Here is a 16,378-nt window from a genome sequence, read left to right as displayed (position 1 = left end):
GCGATGTTCGCCAAACCGTTTGAAAAGCCGATTCGCGTCTGGGTAGGACTGGGATTTCCGCGTCAGTTGAACACCGTGGCGGACGCCTATCAATTCGTCATCGACTGGTGCGGCAACAGCCCCGAGCAGAAGGCTGCGATCCGGGCCTGCAGGGCCGCCCTGGCCGGGGATGTGGATGCGGAAACAGCGAGGGGTGTTTTCGTCGCCTTCGCTCGCAAGAAGGACATCCTCATCGAAGATGGCGCCATCCCGCCGATTCCGGGAATCGCTCAGCCGAAACATGTCTGATGTGCAGGAGGCGGCCGCCAACGCCGCCTCCTTCGTCTTCAGCCGCGATCGCCGCCGGCAAAGCACTCGCGGCGATCTTCGCTCTGTCCGCTATCGACAGGAACCAGATCAGGACTGCCGCGTCATAGAGACAGGTCCTTGTCGCGGTCGCGGAGTGACGTCGATGATCAGGCTTCTTGTTGCGCTCGCGGTGACGCTGGCACTGGCATGCGGCTTCGCGCAGGCAGCGAGGCTGGAGCCCGACGCCGTCAATCAGGCGCAATTCAGCGAAGGCGAACCAGCGGGCGTCAGTCCCATGGTCCTCAAGGCGCAGGTGCTTCTGGATCGCGCCCGCTTCTCGCCCGGCCTGATCGATGGCCGTTTTTCGCAGAGCTTCACCAAGGCTGTCGCGGCCTTCCAGGCAGCGAACGGACTGCCTTCCGACGGCAAGCTTACGCGGGAGACCTGGGATAAGCTCGCGGCAACCTTCGCCGGCCCAGTGCTGACGACATACGAAGTCACGGCCAAGGATGTGCGCGGCCCCTTCACCAGGCGCATTCCGCTTCGCATGGAGAGCATGGCGCGCTTGAAATACCTCGGCTACCGCAACGCGCGGGAGAAGCTGGCGGAGCGGTTCCATGTCAGCGAACAATTGCTGAGGATGCTCAACCTCCGCGCGGGATTCAGCAGGACCGGCACGACCCTGGTGGTGCCCGATGTCGGCCGCGGCGATCCCCCTTCACAGATTGCCAGCGTCGAGGTCGACAAGGCATCGCGCCAGGTGCGCGCCCTCGATGCCTCGGGCAAGGCGATTGCGGTCTATCCGGCCTCGATCGGCAGCGAGGAGAAGCCGGCGCCGAGCGGCACCGCCGAGGTCAAGCGCGTGGTGCACAATCCGACCTATCACTACAATCCGAAATTCGCCTTCAAGGGAGTGAAGACGAAGCGCCCCTTCACCATCGCCAAGGGGCCCAACAATCCCGTCGGATCGGTGTGGATCGACCTCTCCATCGAGAGCTACGGCATCCACGGCACGCCCGACCCGGGCAAGATCGGCACCACCTACTCGCATGGCTGCATCCGGATGACCAACTGGGACGCCGAGGACCTGGCAGCCATGGTCAAGCCGGGCACGAAGGTCGACTTCAAGGACGAAGCCGCGCAGGAGGGGCAAACCCGATGAGCGCCGCAGACCTAAGCCTTCTTGAAGAACGCTGCATAAGCTCAATTTATCATCACCCCTAATTTTTGAAGACGTTACAGCGCCAACCACCGCCTGTAGCTTTCAGCGGCACTTTTGCTCTGAACAGTCGAAACCGGTGATTTGATGCAGACACATGCGCGGGTGGTGATCGTTGGCGGCGGATGCGTCGGCGCGGGTATTCTTTACGGCCTGGCCAAGCGCGGCTGGACCGACGTGGCGCTGCTGGAGCGCACGCAACTCACCGCCGGCTCGACCTGGCACGCGGCAGGTCTGATCCCCTCCTACGCCCGCAACATCAATGTCGGGCGGATGATCAACAAGACGATCGAGATCTATGAGGGTCTCGAGGCCGAGACCGGGCAGCCGGTCGGCTGGCACAAATGCGGGCAGCTGCGCATCGCCAATTCGCGGGACCGGCTCGACGAATTCAAGAGCTATATGAGTGTCGCCGAGGTGCAGGGCATGCGGGCGCAGCTGCTCACGCCCGACGAGGCGCGAAAGCTCTGGCCACTGCTCGACAACAAAGAAATGCTCGGCGCGCTCTACCATCCCGATGACGGCCATATCGCGCCGGCCGACGTCACCCACGCCATGGCCAAGGGCGCGCGCGATCTCGGCGCGAAAGTCTATCTCAACACCGAGGTCACCGGCTTCAAGCGGACCGCTTCCGGCGAGTGGCTGGTCGAGACCAGCAAGGGCGACATCATCTGCGAGCATGTGATCTGCGCCACCGGCAATTACGCGCGACAGACTGGCGCGCTGCTCGGCCTCGACATCCCGGCGATCCCGATCCTGCATCAGTACTGGATCACCGAAGCGGTGCCGGAAGTGGTGGAGCGCAAACGTGCCGGCCGGCCCGAAATGCCGATCCTGCGCGACGAGGGTTTCGAGGGCTATCTACGTGAGGAAGGCGACGGGCTGATGTTCGGGCCCTACGAGCGCACCGCCAACCTGAAGCTGTTCGCCGAGGACGGCGTTCCCTCCTGGTTCGGCGCCGACCTGCTGGAAGAGGATTTCGAGGCGGTGTCGTGGAACTGGGAACAGGCCTTGCGGCTCGTCCCGGCGCTCGGGCGCGTCGGCATCAAGGCCAATGTGCGCGGTCCCTTCCAGATGACGGCGGACGAACTGCCGCTAATGGGGCCGGCCTGGGGCCTACCCAATGTCTGGCTCGCCGAAGGCGTGCCGGGCGGCATCCTGTGGGGCGGCACGATCGGCTATTATCTGTCGGAGCGGATCGTCGAGGGCGGCAACAGCCTCGACACTTCCGACCTCGATCCGCGCCGCTTCGGCGATTACGCCAATAAGGAATGGACGCGCGAGAAGGTGCGCGAGGCCTGGGGCACGCATGCGGAGCAGAAATATCCCGGGCAGGACATGCCCGCCGCGCGGCCGCAAAAGACCGCGCCTTCCTATGACAGGCTGACCGAGCTCGGCGCAGTCTGGGGCGTGCTCAACGGCTGGGAGATGCCGAACTGGTTCGCGCGCGACGGCGTCGAGGCCAAGGACCAGTACAGCTGGCGCTGGACGCCCAAGGGCAACCTCGTCGGCGAGGAAGTGCTGGCGGTGCGCAACGCCGTCGGCCTGGTCGAGATGACGCCGATGACCAAGTTCGAAGTGTCAGGTCCTGGCGCGGCGGCCTGGCTGGACAGGATCATCGCCAACCGCTTGCCTTCGGTCGGCAAGGTGACGCTGGCGCATCACCTAACCGCGGGCGGTGGCGTGCAGGCGGAATATATGGTGGCGCGGTTGGCGGCCGACTCGTTCTACCTGATCTCGACGCCGCGCGCCGAGCGCTGGAATTTCGACGATTTGTCCAGACTGCTTCCCGCCGACGGCAGCGTGAGACTGAAGAACGTCACCAACGAACGCGGCTGCTTCACGGTGGTCGGACCCAAGGCGCGCGAGGTGCTGCAGCCGCTGACCGAGATCGATCTCTCCAACGAAAGCTTCCCGTGGTTCGGCGTGAAGATCGGCAACGTGGCTCTCGCCAGCGACGTTCGGCTGCTGCGCGTCAATTATGAAGGCGAGTTGGGTTGGGAGCTCTATCATCCCCTGCCCTACCAGCGGCAATTGCTCGAGGCGCTCCTGAGGCAGGGCGAGAAGCACGGCATGCGGCTGGTCGGGCTGCATGCGCTGGAATCGCTCAGGCTCGAGAAATCCTATCGCGCTATGTATCGCGACATGAACCCCGAGCTCAACGCGCTGGAGAGCGGATTGGAGCGCTTCATCCGCCTCGACAAGGGCGATTTCGTCGGGCGCGACGCGGTGCTGAAATACAAGGAGCGCAACGACCAGCGCCGCTCGGTGACGCTCAGGATCGACACTGACGGCGCCAGCACCTTAGCCCATGAAGGGCTCTACAGCGACGGCAAGCTGGTCGGGCGCATCACGTCGGGCGGCTATGGCTATGCGCTGGGACATGACGTGGCGCTGGCGCTGCTGCCCGAGCGGTTTTCCAGGCCCGGCACCAAGCTCGACGTGGCGATCCTCGGCGAATGGAAGACGGCGCAGGTGATCGCGGATTCGCCTTACGATCCGACCTCGGCCAGGGCGCGGATGTAACAGGCGGGGCCTGCAAAGACCCCGTTGCCAAACTGTCCTTCGGAGGGAAGCCCCTATGCGGATCGACCGGATCAACGTCTATTCGGCGCTGCTGCCGGTCAAGAACGGCGTCTACCGCATGGCCAGCGCGGATGTGGATGCGCTGGATTCGACGCTGGTCGAGATCGTCACCGATGACGGTCTCACCGGCTGGGGCGAGACTTGCCCGATCGGGCCGGTCTACCAGCCGCATCATGCGCTCGGCGCCCGCGCCGCGATCGCCGAAATCGCGCCGGCGCTGATCGGTGCGGAAGTCGCCTCGATCAGGCTGCTCGCCAAGCAGATGGACGCTCGGCTCAGCGGGCACGGCTATGCCAAGGCCGCCTTCGATATGGCGTTCCTCGACCTGCTCGGCCAAAAGCTCGGCGTGCCGGTCTCGACGCTGTTGGGCGGCGCGCTGACCGACCGCGTGCCGGCCTATTACTCTCTGATCGTCGGGCCGCCGGACGAGACGGCACGGATCGCCGCCGACAAGGTGAAGGCCGGCTATCCGCGCCTGCAGGTCAAGGTCGGCGGGCGCAATCTCGAGGAGGACGTCGCGGTCGTTCACAAGGTCTGGGAAGCGGTCGGCTACAAGGCTCGGCTGGCGGTCGACGGCAACCGGGGCCTGACGGTGGCCGCGGCGATCCACCTCGACCGGCTCTGTCAGGCGATCCCCTTCGTGTTCGAGCAGCCCTGCAACACCATGGACGAGATCGCGACGCTGAAAGGCCGCGTCACGCATCCGGTCTATCTCGACGAGAGCACCGAGGACCAGAACGCGGTGCTGAGGGCAATCTCCATGGGCATCGCCGACGGCTTCGGCTTCAAGGTGACGCGTCTCGGCGGGCTGACCAAGATGACGACCGTACGCGACCTCTGCGCCATCCGCTCGCTGCCGCACAGTTGCGACGACGCCTGGGGCGGCGACATCATCGCCGCGGCCTGCGTCCATCTGGCCGCAACGGTGGAGCCGCGCCGCATGGAAGGCGCCTGGATCGCCCAGGAATACATCAAGGGCCATTTCGACCAGAAGCATCCGATCGCCATCAAGCAAGGCCACATCCCGGTGCCGCAGCGGCCTGGGCTCGGCGTGAAGCCCGAGCCCGGCATGTTCGGTAAGGCGGTGGCGATATACGGGCCGTAGCGCGACGTGCCAGCCAGCGCAGTCGAGAGCTGGAATTGCGCCGGCGTTCACTTCGCGAACGACGCGGATCGTTCCGCCTCATCCTGCGTTCTTGGGACACGCAAGGAGGAACGGCGATGGACGATGATCGGACCGAGAAGATCAGGCAACGCGCCTATGAGATCTTTCAACGCGAAGGCGGCATCCTCGGCAATCACGAACGGCACTGGCATCAGGCCGAGATGGAGATCGACCGCGAGGCGGCGCTGCAGCTGACGGCTGGCGATGCGCTGCCCGAAACGCGCGAGATCGACAGCGCAGATGTGCTGACAGTGGAGGCGCTTGCCATGCGCACCGGCATTTCGGGCGACGAGGCACAGGAGCTGCTCGACCGGCTGGGCAACGACCGAGCGGCGATCGAGCAAGCGGCGCGGAGCCTGAAGGCAAAGCGGCGCAGCTGACGAGCCGGCAACCAAGCTATCCGAGCTTCACGGAGAACCACGGGCATGCCCAGGGCACGTGCGCCCGCGCCAGTGCTTGGCGTGCGCCCTCCCTCCGGGTTGACAGGGCCGACATCTCGATCTAGCTTTCGCGTTAGTGGCCACTAACGCGAAATACTGGATAGCGCTCGGCGACCCGACGCGACGCACGATCTTCGAACTGCTGGTCGACCGGCCCAGCTCGGTCAGCGGACTGGCCAAACTTTTGCCGGTAACAAGGCCGGCGGTCTCGCAGCACTTGAAGGTGCTCAAGGATGCCGGGCTGGTGGCCGACACGCGTTCGGGCAAGGAACGCATCTATCGCATCGATCCGGATGGCCTCGCGGCGTTTCGGGCGGAGATCGACCAGTTCTGGGTGAAGGCGCTCGCGGCCTACGCGCAAATTGTCGAGCAACCGACGGAGGAAGAAACATGATCAAGCAGCCGGCGCCCGCGCCCGTGAAACACTCAGTCGTCGTCGCCGCGCCGATCGCGCGCGCCTTCAAGGTGTTCACCGAGGATTTCGGCAGCTTCAAACCGCGCGAGCATAACCTGCTCACCGTGCCGATCGCGGAAACGATCTTCGAACGCAAAGTCGGCGGCCATGTCTATGACCGCGGCGTCGATGGTTCGGAATGCCGCTTCGCCCGTGTGCTCGCCTACGAGCCGCCGAACCGACTGCTCTTAAGCTGGGACATCAGCCCGCGCTGGCAGATCGAAACTGACCTTGCCAAGACCAGCGAGTGGGAAGTCCGCTTCACGGCTGAGGCGGAAAACCGCACCCGTGTCGACATCGAGCACCGCCATATCGAGCGGCACGGCCAGGGTTGGGAGAGCGTGCGCGGCGGCGTCGACAGCGATCAGGGCTGGCCGCTTTACCTGCAGCGGTACCAGGCGCTTTTTTCCCAGGCTGCGTGACGGCAGCGGCCTGCTTCGGCGGACGACCGCGGCGACACAGCTACAGCGACGATGAGGAAGAGCGGAACATGGAAACCTATTGGCTGAGCATCCTCGGCGTGTTGGCGCTCTGTCTCATGTCGGTGGCGCTGGCGGTTTATTCCGGTTCATCCAAGGGATTTGCAGGCAAGCTCTCGGGCCCGGTCGTTCCGGCGGACGACGACAACCCGCTCTACCGGATTGACCGCGTCCACATGAACTCGGTCGAGGCGCTCGCGCCCTTCGTCGTGCCTGCGGTGCTGGCGATGATGGCCGGCGTCGGGCCGGTGACGCTCGCCGTACTTGTCTGGGTTCATCTGACGATACGCCTCGTCCACATGGTCATCTACCTGCGCGGCGGAGAGGCCGCCAAGGGCGGCAACGTCAGGACGATCCTCTATGTCTCGGGCGCGCTGGTCACGCTTGTCCTCATCGTTGTGACGGGATGGGCAACGCTTCGCTGAGCAGCGCTCGCATTTCGCTGCTTCGGCGGAACCCTCGGCCCGATCAGCGGTTCATCCCCTGTATAGCCACAGGAGATGCGCCATGGACCATAGCAGCCACGTAAGACTGACCAGCGCCGAGCTCACGCCGGACATTCTCGAAGGCGCGACCATCTACGGCCCGGATGACGAAAAGATCGGCTCGGTCGACCACCTGCACGGCAACCAGGTGGTCATCGATGTCGGCGGCTTCCTCGGCATCGGCGCCAAGCCGGTGGCCGTCACCGCCAGCCAGCTCGATTTCATGCGCGACGAGGACGGCGACGTGCATGCCGTCACCAGTTGGACGAAAGACCAGTTGAAGGCCATGCCGGAACATCGCGACTGAGGCGCTTCGCCATCGTGAATGAAAGAAGAGCCCGGGCTGGACGAGCCGCCGGCCCGGGCTTTCCTGCGCCGGCGCGCCAAAGCTGTTCGCACGCCTGACGAACATATCCGCCAATCTCGCGTTCGTGAGATTGTTCATGTCCTTGTCACAAGCCTCCATTGTATTTTCCGGATCGAAAACCCGAAGGAGGCAGGGCGATGACGTGGAAAGCCGCGGCGGCATTTTGCTTGGCGACAACGGTGACGGGTGGGACGATGTGCGGCCAGGCGCGGGCCTGGGGCCAGGAAGGGCACGCGGTGATCGCCGAGATCGCCCAGCATCGGCTCAGCCAGAACGCCTATGACGTCATTGAGCAGCTTTTGCGCTCGCATCTGAAGCTCAAGCCGCCGGCCACCGTCTCGCTGGCTTCGGTGGCGAGTTGGGCCGACGACTATCGCGCCGACCACAAGGAGACGTCGAATTGGCATTTCATCGACATTCCGCTCGCCTCCAAACCCGGCGATGCGAGCGCAAGCACGACCGCCTACGATCCGATGCGCGACTGCAAGGACAATGCAAGCTTCGGCGTCTGCCTGATGCGGGCGCTGCCGGCGCAGGAGAAGATCCTGGCCGATCCGGCGAGGAGCGACGAGGAACGCTGGCGGGCGCTGGCCTTCGTCATCCATCTGGTCGGCGACCTGTCGCAGCCGCTGCATTGCGTCGAGCGTCTGGATGGCAGTCAGGGCGACCAGGGCGGCAACACGCTGACGGTGAGCTTCAACGTCTACCGGCCGAAGCCGGACGGCTCGACCTATCGCGACCTCACCACCTTTCATGCGGTGTGGGATTCAAGCCTGATCCTGTTCAAATACTATGACTGGGGCAAGGTGGCGCTCGATCTCGAGACCGACGTCATCCCGCATCTGCCCGCCATGCCGGCCACCGACCAGACGCCGGAAAAATGGCTGGCCGAATGCCACGACAAGGCGGAAGACGCCTATCGCGCGCTGCCGAAGGGCACGGTGATCAAGTCCGACAACCCGCACGCGGTGATCCTCGACCAGGCCTATTTCGACAAATTCTCGCCGGTGGCGGTAGAGCAGCTCGCGCTCGGCGGCCTGCATCTAGCCGCCGTGCTCAACGAGACGCTGGCGGCTGACAAGTAGGCGACTGCGGGCTGCGCGGCACCGGACAGGCAACGATCGCCATACACTTCAGCCATTGACGGCCTTCTCGGTCAAAGCCCGCACTTCCGTCGGCGTCATGCCATAGCGCAGCCGGAACTGCCGATAGAAGGTGGATGGCTCATTGAAGCCGACCTCAAAGGCGATGTCGGAGATGCGCCGCAGCAACTGCCGTCGATCGGTGAGGCAGCTATGAACATAGGCGAGCCGCTCGCCGTTGACATAGTCGGAAAAGCTTGTGCCTTCCCCGGCAAACAGTTGGCGGACATAGCGCTCGCTGATCCCGAACTTGCGCGATACCTGCCCGGCGGTGAGCCCGGGATCGGTGAGATTGCGGGCGATGTGCTGCTTGATGCCCGCGAGCCTGGCCGCGCGGACACCGGGGGGATGCGTATGGGCCTCCATGCCACCGAAGGAGACGGCAAGAAGATCGGTGATATGGCGGGAGGCGAGAGGCGTGAGCGTCTCGGGCTCCTCCATGTGCAGCAGCGACCAGAGGTAATCGAACAGCAGCCGGTGGGCCGGCAGCGTGCGGCCGAGACTGTCGGGACGCACATCGTCGAGGTTCTTCACCAGCGGGGCCAGCAGCGAGCGCTTGAACTGAAGCGCCATCGTCCATTGCGAATCCTCGCTGACGACCGAGTAGCGGCGGTCCATCGGGAAGATAGCGGCGGTGCCGGGATCGGTGCTGAAGTCGCCACGCCCAGGCATGGTGAAGCGGTAGCCGCCCTTGTTCCAGGACAGGATGATATCGTCGTTGCCGTCGGCCATCAACGCGCTGTTGCGCTCCCACACCATGGGAGAGACGGTGCCCTTGCTGAGATTCATCTCAGGCAGGATCAGGGTGCGGGCCGAGAATTCGAGAGGTGTGTCGGCGCGCGGCGTGATATCCAACCGCATCTGGATGCGACCGTAGAAATCGCGAATGAACTCATCCCGATGATCTTCGGGAATGTCGTTGGCCGAGAATGTAGCCACCCGATCAGCGCTCGGCATCGTGCTCCCTGTCGAAGACCGCCCGGAGTTGGACGGCGCATGCCCGCAATTGGCATTTGCCTGTCCGCTGGCGCTTGAGACCCTCATTCCCGCCTAGTTCGAGCCCGGTCCAAAATGGTCTCTCAGCTTTCTCAAAGTGAGTTAAGTGTGACAAATTTGCAAGACTGAAATTCCGGAACAACAACTGTTCCGTTATTGCAATTTTGACTTCCGTATTCGCCACACGCACCCGGATTTTCTCTGCTAGCGGTGCGTTGAAGGGGCGGTACTCGATTTTCACGTCCGCAGTGAGCGGACATGTCTTCGCAAATTGGCTGACGGCCCCGGAGACCCGCTCATGCATGAGCGGGATGAATATGGACGCAATTTTGAACTGGCAATCCAACGAGGAACGTATCCGATGAAGATCATACCCACGTCCATGGCCGCCATGGCGATCGTTCTTGCCGCCGGCAGCGCTTTCGCGGCCGATGCGCTCGCCCCGGAAGCAGCCCCGACGCCTCCGGCGGAGGAGCGCTTCAACTGGACGGGGCCCTATTTCGGCGGATTCGGTTCGTTTGCCGTGGGCGACATGAACCTCAATTCGCGGCAGATCTTTGCCGACGGAAACCCGCCGCCGATCAACGGCGCGTTCGAGATTTCCGCGAGCGGCTTCCTCGGCGGCGTCCAGGCCGGCTATGACTGGCAGTTCGACAACAGCTGGGTGATCGGTGCCGTGGCGGACATTGCCGCATCCAGCTACGGCGCTTCGGTCACGGCCTCGGTGGACGGCACCGAGATCTTCAATGGCGAAGTGGACCTCAAATATCTCGGCACCGTGCGCGCGCGGCTTGGGCACGCCTGGGACCGCACGCTAATCTACGGCCATGGCGGCCTTGCCTTCGGCAAGACCGAGCAGACGCTGACCGTTGGCGGGACGACCGTGTTCAACGAGGAGCAGACACGCACCGGCTGGACGATCGGCGCAGGCCTCGAGCACGCCATCACCGATCGTATCTCCTTTGGCACCGAGTACGCCTATGTGGACCTTGGCTCGAAGCAGATACTCGATAATGGCGAGGGACTGACGATCAAGGACGACGTCGCTTTCCACACGCTGAAAGCCTTCGTGAACTTCCGTTTCTAAGCGCGTCGCGACCGTTCAGATACACTCCTCGCTTTAAGTCGTGTTCGATGCATGTCGCTCAGCCAAACCTCGGCGCACTTTGCGCGACATGCGTCGACTCGTAAAAAACGCAGCGATAGGTAGTCCCGGCGAAGAAAAAGCCCGCTCCGGCATGCCGAAGCGGGCGCAGATTTTGGACAGCAAACTTACTTGCAGTCCTTCAGCATCTTCAGCGCCTTTTCGGCATTGGCCTGGGACGTATAGGCCTTCGTCCCGGCGTCGGTCAGTTTCTTGCCGTCGGGCTTCGTGGAAACCACCGAGCATTTCTTGGTGGTGGCGTCCTTTGCCACCCAATACTGCGTGGCCGCGAATGCCGGCACGCTGAAAAGCGCAACAACCGAAGCTGCAACCAAAACCTTGCGAATCATAGCGTTCTCCCAAGTTGAATGCGGCTCGACCCGCTCATCCGGGAGTGCTGTTGCCCAACAAGTGGATGAGCGACCGAGCCGCCGGCCAGCCGTATCGTGAACCGGCCACCAGGGGCAATTTACAAAAATGTAAAGTTCGGCCGAACTGCAGGGCCGTCAGACGAAGCTATCGGCGCACTGCCCCGATGAGACAGGCGCAGAGCCCCACATTGACCGTGGCGGCAACCGCGAGAGCGATCAGGACAAGATTGCCGCCGCCCATGCCCAGGAGCAGCGCTCCGATCGAGGGGGCCGCCGCCTGGACGATGAGGCTGGGCGTCGCGAGCCTGCCCATTAGCGCCGCATATTGCCGCGGGTCGAACAGCACGAGCGGCAGGGCGCCGCGCGCGATCGTGTGGATGCCGTTGCCAGCGCCGTAAAGGATCAAAGCAAGCGCAATGAACGTCTGGCTCGCCAGGAGCAGCCAGATCCCCGCCGCCAGCAACGATACGGATGTCAGCATCGTCCAGATCGGATGGTGGCGGTTGCGGCCGATCAGCAGTTCCGCCACCCTCGCGCCGACCTGTGACGGGCCGACCAATGCGCCAAGGCCGACGGCGGTCGCCAGGCCCAGGCCGCGCAATTGCAACAAAGTCAACAGGTGGACGGAGAGCATGGATGCGATCATCGCGGCCAATGTCAGGATCGAGGCCAGCAGAATGAAGCGTGCCCGCGTCCCGCCCGTGGCCGACGCCTCTGCCGACCTGTCCTTCACCGGCGCGGGCGCCACGGGCGGAGGTGGCGGGATCATCCAAAGATGGAGCGGCAGACAGATCGCCAGATGGATCGCCGCGTAGCAAAGACAGGCGATGCGCCATCCGCCATGCTCGACGAGGAAGGCGCTGAGCGGCCAGCAGACCGTGCTGGCGAAGCCGCCGAAGAGCGTCAGGTTGGTGATGGCGCCGCGCGCGCCCTGACCATAGAGCCGCCCAAGCGCGGCGAAGCCGGCATCGTACAGGCCGCTCGACATGCCAAGGCCCATGAGCAGCCAGGCAATCAGGTAAAGGGGATAGGCGGTTGCAACCGCCAGCAGCGATTGCGAGGCAGCCAGCAGAAGCGAACTCGCGGCGAGTACCGGGCGGCCGCCGTGGCGTTGGATCAGCCGTCCGGTGACGGGTGAGACCAGCCCGGCAAGCAGCAGCCCGCAGGACAGCCCGGCAACGACCGAGGCGAGCGACCAGCCGGTATCCTCGGCAATCGGCGCGGCAAGCACGGCGGGCAGATAATAGGACGATCCCCAGGCAAGGATTTGCGTGATGCCGAGAGCCGCGACGAGAACATGACGGTCGCGCTGGACAGGCGCGGGCGCTTCGGCCTTCACGGATTGCTCAAAGCCCATTATCAATCGAGCCTCGAAGGGGAAGCAAATGCGTATCGCGGTAATCGACGAGGCCGGAGCAAACGCGCAACTCGACACCCTCGCCGGGCTCTTGATACAGAGCATAGAGGATGGGGCGCTCGTCGGCTTCGTCCTGCCGTTCGATGCCGAACAAGCCCGGTCCTATTGGCAAGGCATCTTCCCCTCGCTGGCGGCCGGGGAACGCCTCCTGATCTGCGCTTATCTCGAGGATAACCTCGTCGGCACCGTCCAGCTCTATCTGTCGCCGGAACCGAATGCGCTGCACCGGGCGGAGGTCTACATGCTGCTCGTTCATCGAGACTTCCAGCGGCAAGGCATCGGCTCCGCGCTCATGGCATCAGTCGAAGACGAAGCAACGAAGAGGAAGCGCTCCTTGCTGCTTCTCGACACAGCCGAGGGCGGAGCGAGCGAGCGGCTCTATCGGCGGATGAACTGGCGGGAGGTCGGCGTCGTGCCGCATCATTTTGTCGACCCGTTCGGCAAGCCGAGGGCGTCCATCTACTTCATGAAGCATCTGGCGCCCTAAAGGCCAACTAGTAAGCAACTTTCTCGCCGTCTTCCTTGATGAATTCGCGCACCGGATTGTCGAGCAGCGGCAGCACCGCTTCCGATGGACGGCATAGCCTGGTGCCTTTCGGCGTCTCGACGATCGGCCGGTTGATCAGGATCGGATGGGCGAGCATGAAATCGATCAGTTCGTCATCGCTCCATTTCGGATCGGCGAGACCGAGCTCGGCGTAAGGGGTCCCTTTCTCCCGCAACAAATCGCGCGCAGAGATCCCCATCGCGGCGATCAGTTCGCGCAGCCGTTCGCGGCTAGGCGGCGTCTTCAGATATTCGATCACCACCGGTTCCTCGCCGCTGGCGCGGATCATGGCGAGCGTGTTGCGCGAGGTGCCGCAAGCGGGATTGTGGTAGATCGTGACCGTCATGGTTCTGCTTTCAGTGGGTGGGATTGCTGAACGGTTTCGGACTTGAGCAGCCAGCCCATCAGCGCCAAGGCGATCAGCGCGCCGAGCAGTTCGGCGGCGATGAAGCCTGGCAAATCGACCGGCCTGATGCCGGAGAAGCTGTTGGTGAGCGAGCGCGCCACGGCAACGGCGGGATTGGCGAAGGACGTGGACACGGTGAACCAATAGGCCGCCGTGATATAGAGCCCGACCAGCCACGGCACGGCCCGCCGCTCGAAGCGCAGGCCGGCGAGAATGACGGCGACAAGGCCGAATGCCGCGACGCCTTCGGAGAACCACTGTGCCGGCCCGGTCCGCGGTTTCGTCGCAATCTCCAGAACCGGCCGGGCGAACATGAGATGCGCGCCGATGGTGCCTGCAATGCCGCCGGCAAACTGCGCGACCAGATAGGCAGGGAGATCGCGGGCCGGCAGCGACCGGTTGAGGCAGAACACCAGCGAGACCGCGGGATTGAAATGCGCGCCCGAGATCGGCCCGAGGACGGTGATCAACACCACCAGCATGGCGCCGGTCGCGAGCGTGTTGGCAAGCAGCGCCAGCGCGGTGTCATGCGTCAGCGTCTCGGCCATGATGCCGGAACCGACGACCGTCGCCACCAACAGGGCGGTGCCCAGGGCTTCGGCGGCGAAGCGGCGCGCTGGATCGAAACCGTTCATCGGTTGGCCCTTGGCCGGGCAAGGAGCAAAACAATCATTGCTGGCTCCCCTCGCCCGGCCTGCAGCAAGGTGCGGCAAGCGCCGGCGCGCAGATTTCCGGGCGGCCCGAGCAGCAATCCTCCATCAGGAAGCGGATCAGCCCCGACAGCGCGTCGTATTCGGCGCTGTAGACGATCGAGCGAGCGTCGCGCCGCGCGGTGACGAGACCGGACCGTTCGAGTTCCTTGAGGTGGAAGCTGACATTGGAGGGCGAGACCTCGACCTGCTCGGCGAGCGCGCCGGCGGCTATGCCTTCCGGTCCAGCAACAACCAGCAAGCGCAACAGGCGCAAGCGGGTTTCCTGCGACAGCGCGCCAAAGGCGATCAGGGCTTGACGTTCATCCACGTTTCAATAATCCTTGAAATGTTGAAATGAGGAATAGCCGACATGCTGTCTTCTGACAATCACAAAAACGCTGTCCCGATCGACCCCGCCGACCTGACCATCGGCGACCTGCTGGGCGCGCTGGCCGATCATAAGGACCGGCCGCTGGTGTTCCGCTATGACGGACGGCCGGTTAAACCAGGCTATCATGTCACCGAGGTGAAGGCGGGGCAGTTCTCGGCGCTGGATTGCGAGGCCAATCCGGAATCCTGGTCGGAGATTTTCATCCAGCTATGGGACGTGGACGAAGGCGGGCCTATCCATATGCCGGCCGGCAAGTTCGCGGCGATCATCCGCAAGGTCTCGGATCACGTAGCCCTCGACCAGTCGGCGAAACTGACCTTCGAGGTCAGCGACGGCGTCCGCCCGATGGAACTGCACCGCGCGGCCCAGCCAAGCGTCGTTGGCGGCGCCATCGAGGTCGAGCTTTCGCCACGACCGGCAAGCTGCAAGCCGCGCGACCGCTGGCTGAAGGAACAGGCGGCCGCGGGAAAGCCGTGTTGCGGAGAGAGCCGCTGCTGCTGACCTTGCGAATGGCGACGAGCGGCGCCGCTGCTTCTAGAACCGGATCATGCCGTTGGCCTCCAACAAATAGAGGCCTACGAGAACGATGGCGATCAGCGCCACCCAAACGGCTGTCCTGCTCATACGCGAATCCCAGTTGATCGGCAGCAATGAACGGGCTCGCGGCGGTTGCGTTCCATGCATGCCGGTTGCACGTGCGGCCAGGTGAAGTGACGAATTGGTGAGACGTCCGGGTAGTCAGTTCCTCGGCGCGTTGCTGTAGAGCGCCACGCCGACGCGATCGTTTCGACGCCACCGCACCAAGGCTCGATAGGTCGTATCGTCGGCCGGAACCTCGAGCAGGAAGCGTTCCGGGAGCTCCGTATCGGCGGCGACGCGCAACTCCGCGCCCTGCTCGTGCTGATTCCTGACCGAGCAGCCGATCCTGACGCCACCGGCAATGATCGCGGCTTCCTTGAGCACGAATTCGCGCGCATGAAGACGGCGTTCGGTCTCGGGATAATTGGCCATATCCGGCGGCTCCTAAGGCAAGGCTCTCCTCGCCACGAGGCAGCACCATAGCAGCGAGGCGTTTCCGTTCCGTTAGCGATTGCTGAAACGGCAGGGTTCGTCTTCGCCGGCGGCCGCTCGTCGGCCGACGAGCGCTTTTCCAGCGCTATTTCGCGCGGGCGGCGACCCCGCTCGCATGCAGCGCCCAGCGGCGGCCGTCGCTGCGCAATTCGGTGAGCGACAGCGGTTCGATGTCGATCTTCCAGATCGCGGAGAGAGGCGCGCCCAGCACATGCACGATCGCGGCGCGGATCGGCACGGCATGGGTGAGCGCGATGGTGTGGCCGCTCTCGGCGGCCAAGCGCTCCATCAGCGCGACGCCGCGTCGGGCCACCGCGGCAAGCGACTCGCCGCCGTGGGGTGCGGCGTCCGGATCGGCAAGCCAGGCCGCCATGCCTTTCGGGTCCTCGGCCTGCACCTCCTTGAAGCCTTTGCCGGCCCACCGCCCGAAATCCTGCTCGCCAAGCAGCGGCTCGACCGTCGCGTCCAGGCCGAGCGCCTCGGCCGTTCTGCGCGCGGCAAGCGCCGGACTGGTCCAGACACGGTCGGCCCGGCGCAGCGACGAAGCGAGCACGCTTGCGTGATCGAGTGCCCACGGCTCCGGCGCCTCGTCACTCGGAAAGCGCCCCTTGCGCGTGGCCTGCGTCGCGCCGCTTGCGATCATCGTCAGGCGGGCGAACATCCCAAAACTCCGTGGTCCAGTGAAATTTCGGCCGCGCGAAGCCGCGTTGGCCATTAC

General features: G+C 64.2%; 21 protein-coding genes. 13 read left to right on the top strand and 8 right to left on the bottom strand.

The window, feature by feature from the left end:
* The first annotated feature begins 3 nt into the window (after positions 1-3).
* The 10 genes from MJ8_RS12330 to MJ8_RS12285 all read left to right on the top strand — a co-directional run bounded on the left by MJ8_RS12330 (position 4) and on the right by MJ8_RS12285 (position 8,568).
* A complete protein-coding gene (locus MJ8_RS12330; protein ID WP_201414618.1) occupies positions 4-288 on the top strand; it encodes a DUF982 domain-containing protein in 285 nt (94 codons plus the stop codon).
* A gap of 163 nt (positions 289-451) precedes the next feature.
* On the top strand, positions 452-1,450 hold the full coding sequence (locus MJ8_RS12325; protein ID WP_201414617.1) for a L,D-transpeptidase family protein: 999 nt from the start codon (positions 452-454) through the stop codon (positions 1,448-1,450).
* A gap of 144 nt (positions 1,451-1,594) precedes the next feature.
* Entirely contained in the window at positions 1,595-4,033 is a 2,439-nt protein-coding gene (locus tag MJ8_RS12320; RefSeq protein ID WP_201414616.1) for a GcvT family protein, read from the top strand.
* A gap of 55 nt (positions 4,034-4,088) precedes the next feature.
* A complete protein-coding gene (locus MJ8_RS12315; RefSeq protein WP_201414615.1) occupies positions 4,089-5,198 on the top strand; it encodes a mandelate racemase/muconate lactonizing enzyme family protein in 1,110 nt (369 codons plus the stop codon).
* A gap of 116 nt (positions 5,199-5,314) precedes the next feature.
* Positions 5,315-5,638, top strand: a complete 324-nt coding sequence (locus MJ8_RS12310; protein WP_201414614.1) for a DUF2934 domain-containing protein — start codon at positions 5,315-5,317, stop codon at positions 5,636-5,638.
* Between the two features lie 136 nt (positions 5,639-5,774).
* Complete coding sequence (locus tag MJ8_RS12305; protein WP_201414613.1) at positions 5,775-6,092, top strand: ArsR/SmtB family transcription factor; 318 nt, start codon at positions 5,775-5,777, stop codon at positions 6,090-6,092.
* Complete coding sequence (locus tag MJ8_RS12300; RefSeq protein WP_201414612.1) at positions 6,089-6,574, top strand: SRPBCC family protein; 486 nt, start codon at positions 6,089-6,091, stop codon at positions 6,572-6,574. The genes MJ8_RS12305 and MJ8_RS12300 overlap by 4 nt, the downstream gene beginning before the upstream one ends.
* 68 nt (positions 6,575-6,642) lie before the next feature.
* Positions 6,643-7,056: an MAPEG family protein gene (locus tag MJ8_RS12295; protein ID WP_201414611.1), complete on the top strand. Its 414-nt coding sequence runs from the start codon at positions 6,643-6,645 to the stop codon at positions 7,054-7,056.
* Positions 7,057-7,138: 82 nt separating this feature from the next.
* The gene (locus tag MJ8_RS12290) at positions 7,139-7,423 is read left to right on the top strand and encodes a PRC-barrel domain containing protein (RefSeq protein ID WP_201414610.1); all 285 of its coding nucleotides are present in this window, start codon (positions 7,139-7,141) and stop codon (positions 7,421-7,423) included.
* Between the two features lie 197 nt (positions 7,424-7,620).
* Positions 7,621-8,568: a S1/P1 nuclease gene (locus MJ8_RS12285; protein WP_201414609.1), complete on the top strand. Its 948-nt coding sequence runs from the start codon at positions 7,621-7,623 to the stop codon at positions 8,566-8,568.
* 48 nt (positions 8,569-8,616) lie between these two features.
* On the opposite strand, the gene MJ8_RS12280 is transcribed toward MJ8_RS12285, so the two are convergent.
* Positions 8,617-9,582: an AraC family transcriptional regulator gene (locus MJ8_RS12280; protein WP_201414608.1), complete on the bottom strand. Its 966-nt coding sequence runs from the start codon at positions 9,580-9,582 to the stop codon at positions 8,617-8,619.
* 400 nt (positions 9,583-9,982) lie between these two features.
* On the opposite strand from MJ8_RS12280, the gene MJ8_RS12275 reads away from it, so the two are divergent.
* Positions 9,983-10,708 carry an outer membrane protein gene (locus tag MJ8_RS12275; protein ID WP_201414607.1) on the top strand — a complete coding sequence of 242 codons (726 nt, stop codon included), beginning with the start codon at positions 9,983-9,985 and terminating at the stop codon, positions 10,706-10,708.
* A gap of 185 nt (positions 10,709-10,893) precedes the next feature.
* Here the strand turns inward: MJ8_RS12275 and MJ8_RS12270 are convergent, their stop codons facing one another.
* On the bottom strand, positions 10,894-11,115 hold the full coding sequence (locus MJ8_RS12270; RefSeq protein ID WP_073987382.1) for a hypothetical protein: 222 nt from the start codon (positions 11,113-11,115) through the stop codon (positions 10,894-10,896).
* A gap of 166 nt (positions 11,116-11,281) precedes the next feature.
* Positions 11,282-12,475 carry an MFS transporter gene (locus MJ8_RS12265; protein ID WP_225248230.1) on the bottom strand — a complete coding sequence of 398 codons (1,194 nt, stop codon included), beginning with the start codon at positions 12,473-12,475 and terminating at the stop codon, positions 11,282-11,284.
* Positions 12,476-12,521: 46 nt separating this feature from the next.
* Here MJ8_RS12265 and MJ8_RS12260 point away from each other — a divergent pair, with 46 nt between their 5' ends.
* Complete coding sequence (locus MJ8_RS12260) at positions 12,522-13,040, top strand: GNAT family N-acetyltransferase (protein ID WP_201414605.1); 519 nt, start codon at positions 12,522-12,524, stop codon at positions 13,038-13,040.
* A gap of 7 nt (positions 13,041-13,047) precedes the next feature.
* Here the strand turns inward: MJ8_RS12260 and arsC are convergent, their stop codons facing one another.
* The 3 genes from arsC to MJ8_RS12245 are packed head-to-tail and all read right to left on the bottom strand — an operon-like array spanning position 13,048 to position 14,526.
* Positions 13,048-13,446, bottom strand: coding sequence for an arsenate reductase (glutaredoxin) (gene arsC, locus MJ8_RS12255; protein ID WP_201414604.1), 399 nt, complete (start codon positions 13,444-13,446; stop codon positions 13,048-13,050).
* Positions 13,443-14,141: an aquaporin gene (locus tag MJ8_RS12250; protein WP_201414603.1), complete on the bottom strand. Its 699-nt coding sequence runs from the start codon at positions 14,139-14,141 to the stop codon at positions 13,443-13,445. The genes arsC and MJ8_RS12250 overlap by 4 nt, the downstream gene beginning before the upstream one ends.
* A gap of 34 nt (positions 14,142-14,175) precedes the next feature.
* Entirely contained in the window at positions 14,176-14,526 is a 351-nt protein-coding gene (locus tag MJ8_RS12245) for an ArsR/SmtB family transcription factor (protein WP_201414602.1), read from the bottom strand.
* 42 nt (positions 14,527-14,568) lie between these two features.
* Here MJ8_RS12245 and MJ8_RS12240 point away from each other — a divergent pair, with 42 nt between their 5' ends.
* Complete coding sequence (locus MJ8_RS12240) at positions 14,569-15,090, top strand: DUF6428 family protein (protein WP_201414601.1); 522 nt, start codon at positions 14,569-14,571, stop codon at positions 15,088-15,090.
* Between the two features lie 237 nt (positions 15,091-15,327).
* Here the strand turns inward: MJ8_RS12240 and MJ8_RS12235 are convergent, their stop codons facing one another.
* Positions 15,328-15,600 carry a PilZ domain-containing protein gene (locus MJ8_RS12235; protein WP_201414600.1) on the bottom strand — a complete coding sequence of 91 codons (273 nt, stop codon included), beginning with the start codon at positions 15,598-15,600 and terminating at the stop codon, positions 15,328-15,330.
* Positions 15,601-15,745: 145 nt separating this feature from the next.
* Positions 15,746-16,321, bottom strand: a complete 576-nt coding sequence (locus MJ8_RS12230; RefSeq protein ID WP_201414599.1) for a histidine phosphatase family protein — start codon at positions 16,319-16,321, stop codon at positions 15,746-15,748.
* Between the last annotated feature and the right edge of the window lie 57 nt (positions 16,322-16,378).

Source organism: Mesorhizobium sp. J8 (assembly GCF_016591715.1).
In the GTDB taxonomy this organism is placed as follows: domain Bacteria; phylum Pseudomonadota; class Alphaproteobacteria; order Rhizobiales; family Rhizobiaceae; genus Mesorhizobium.
Note: the sequence above shows the minus strand (reverse complement) of the source record. Positions and strands in the feature narration are given on the sequence as shown.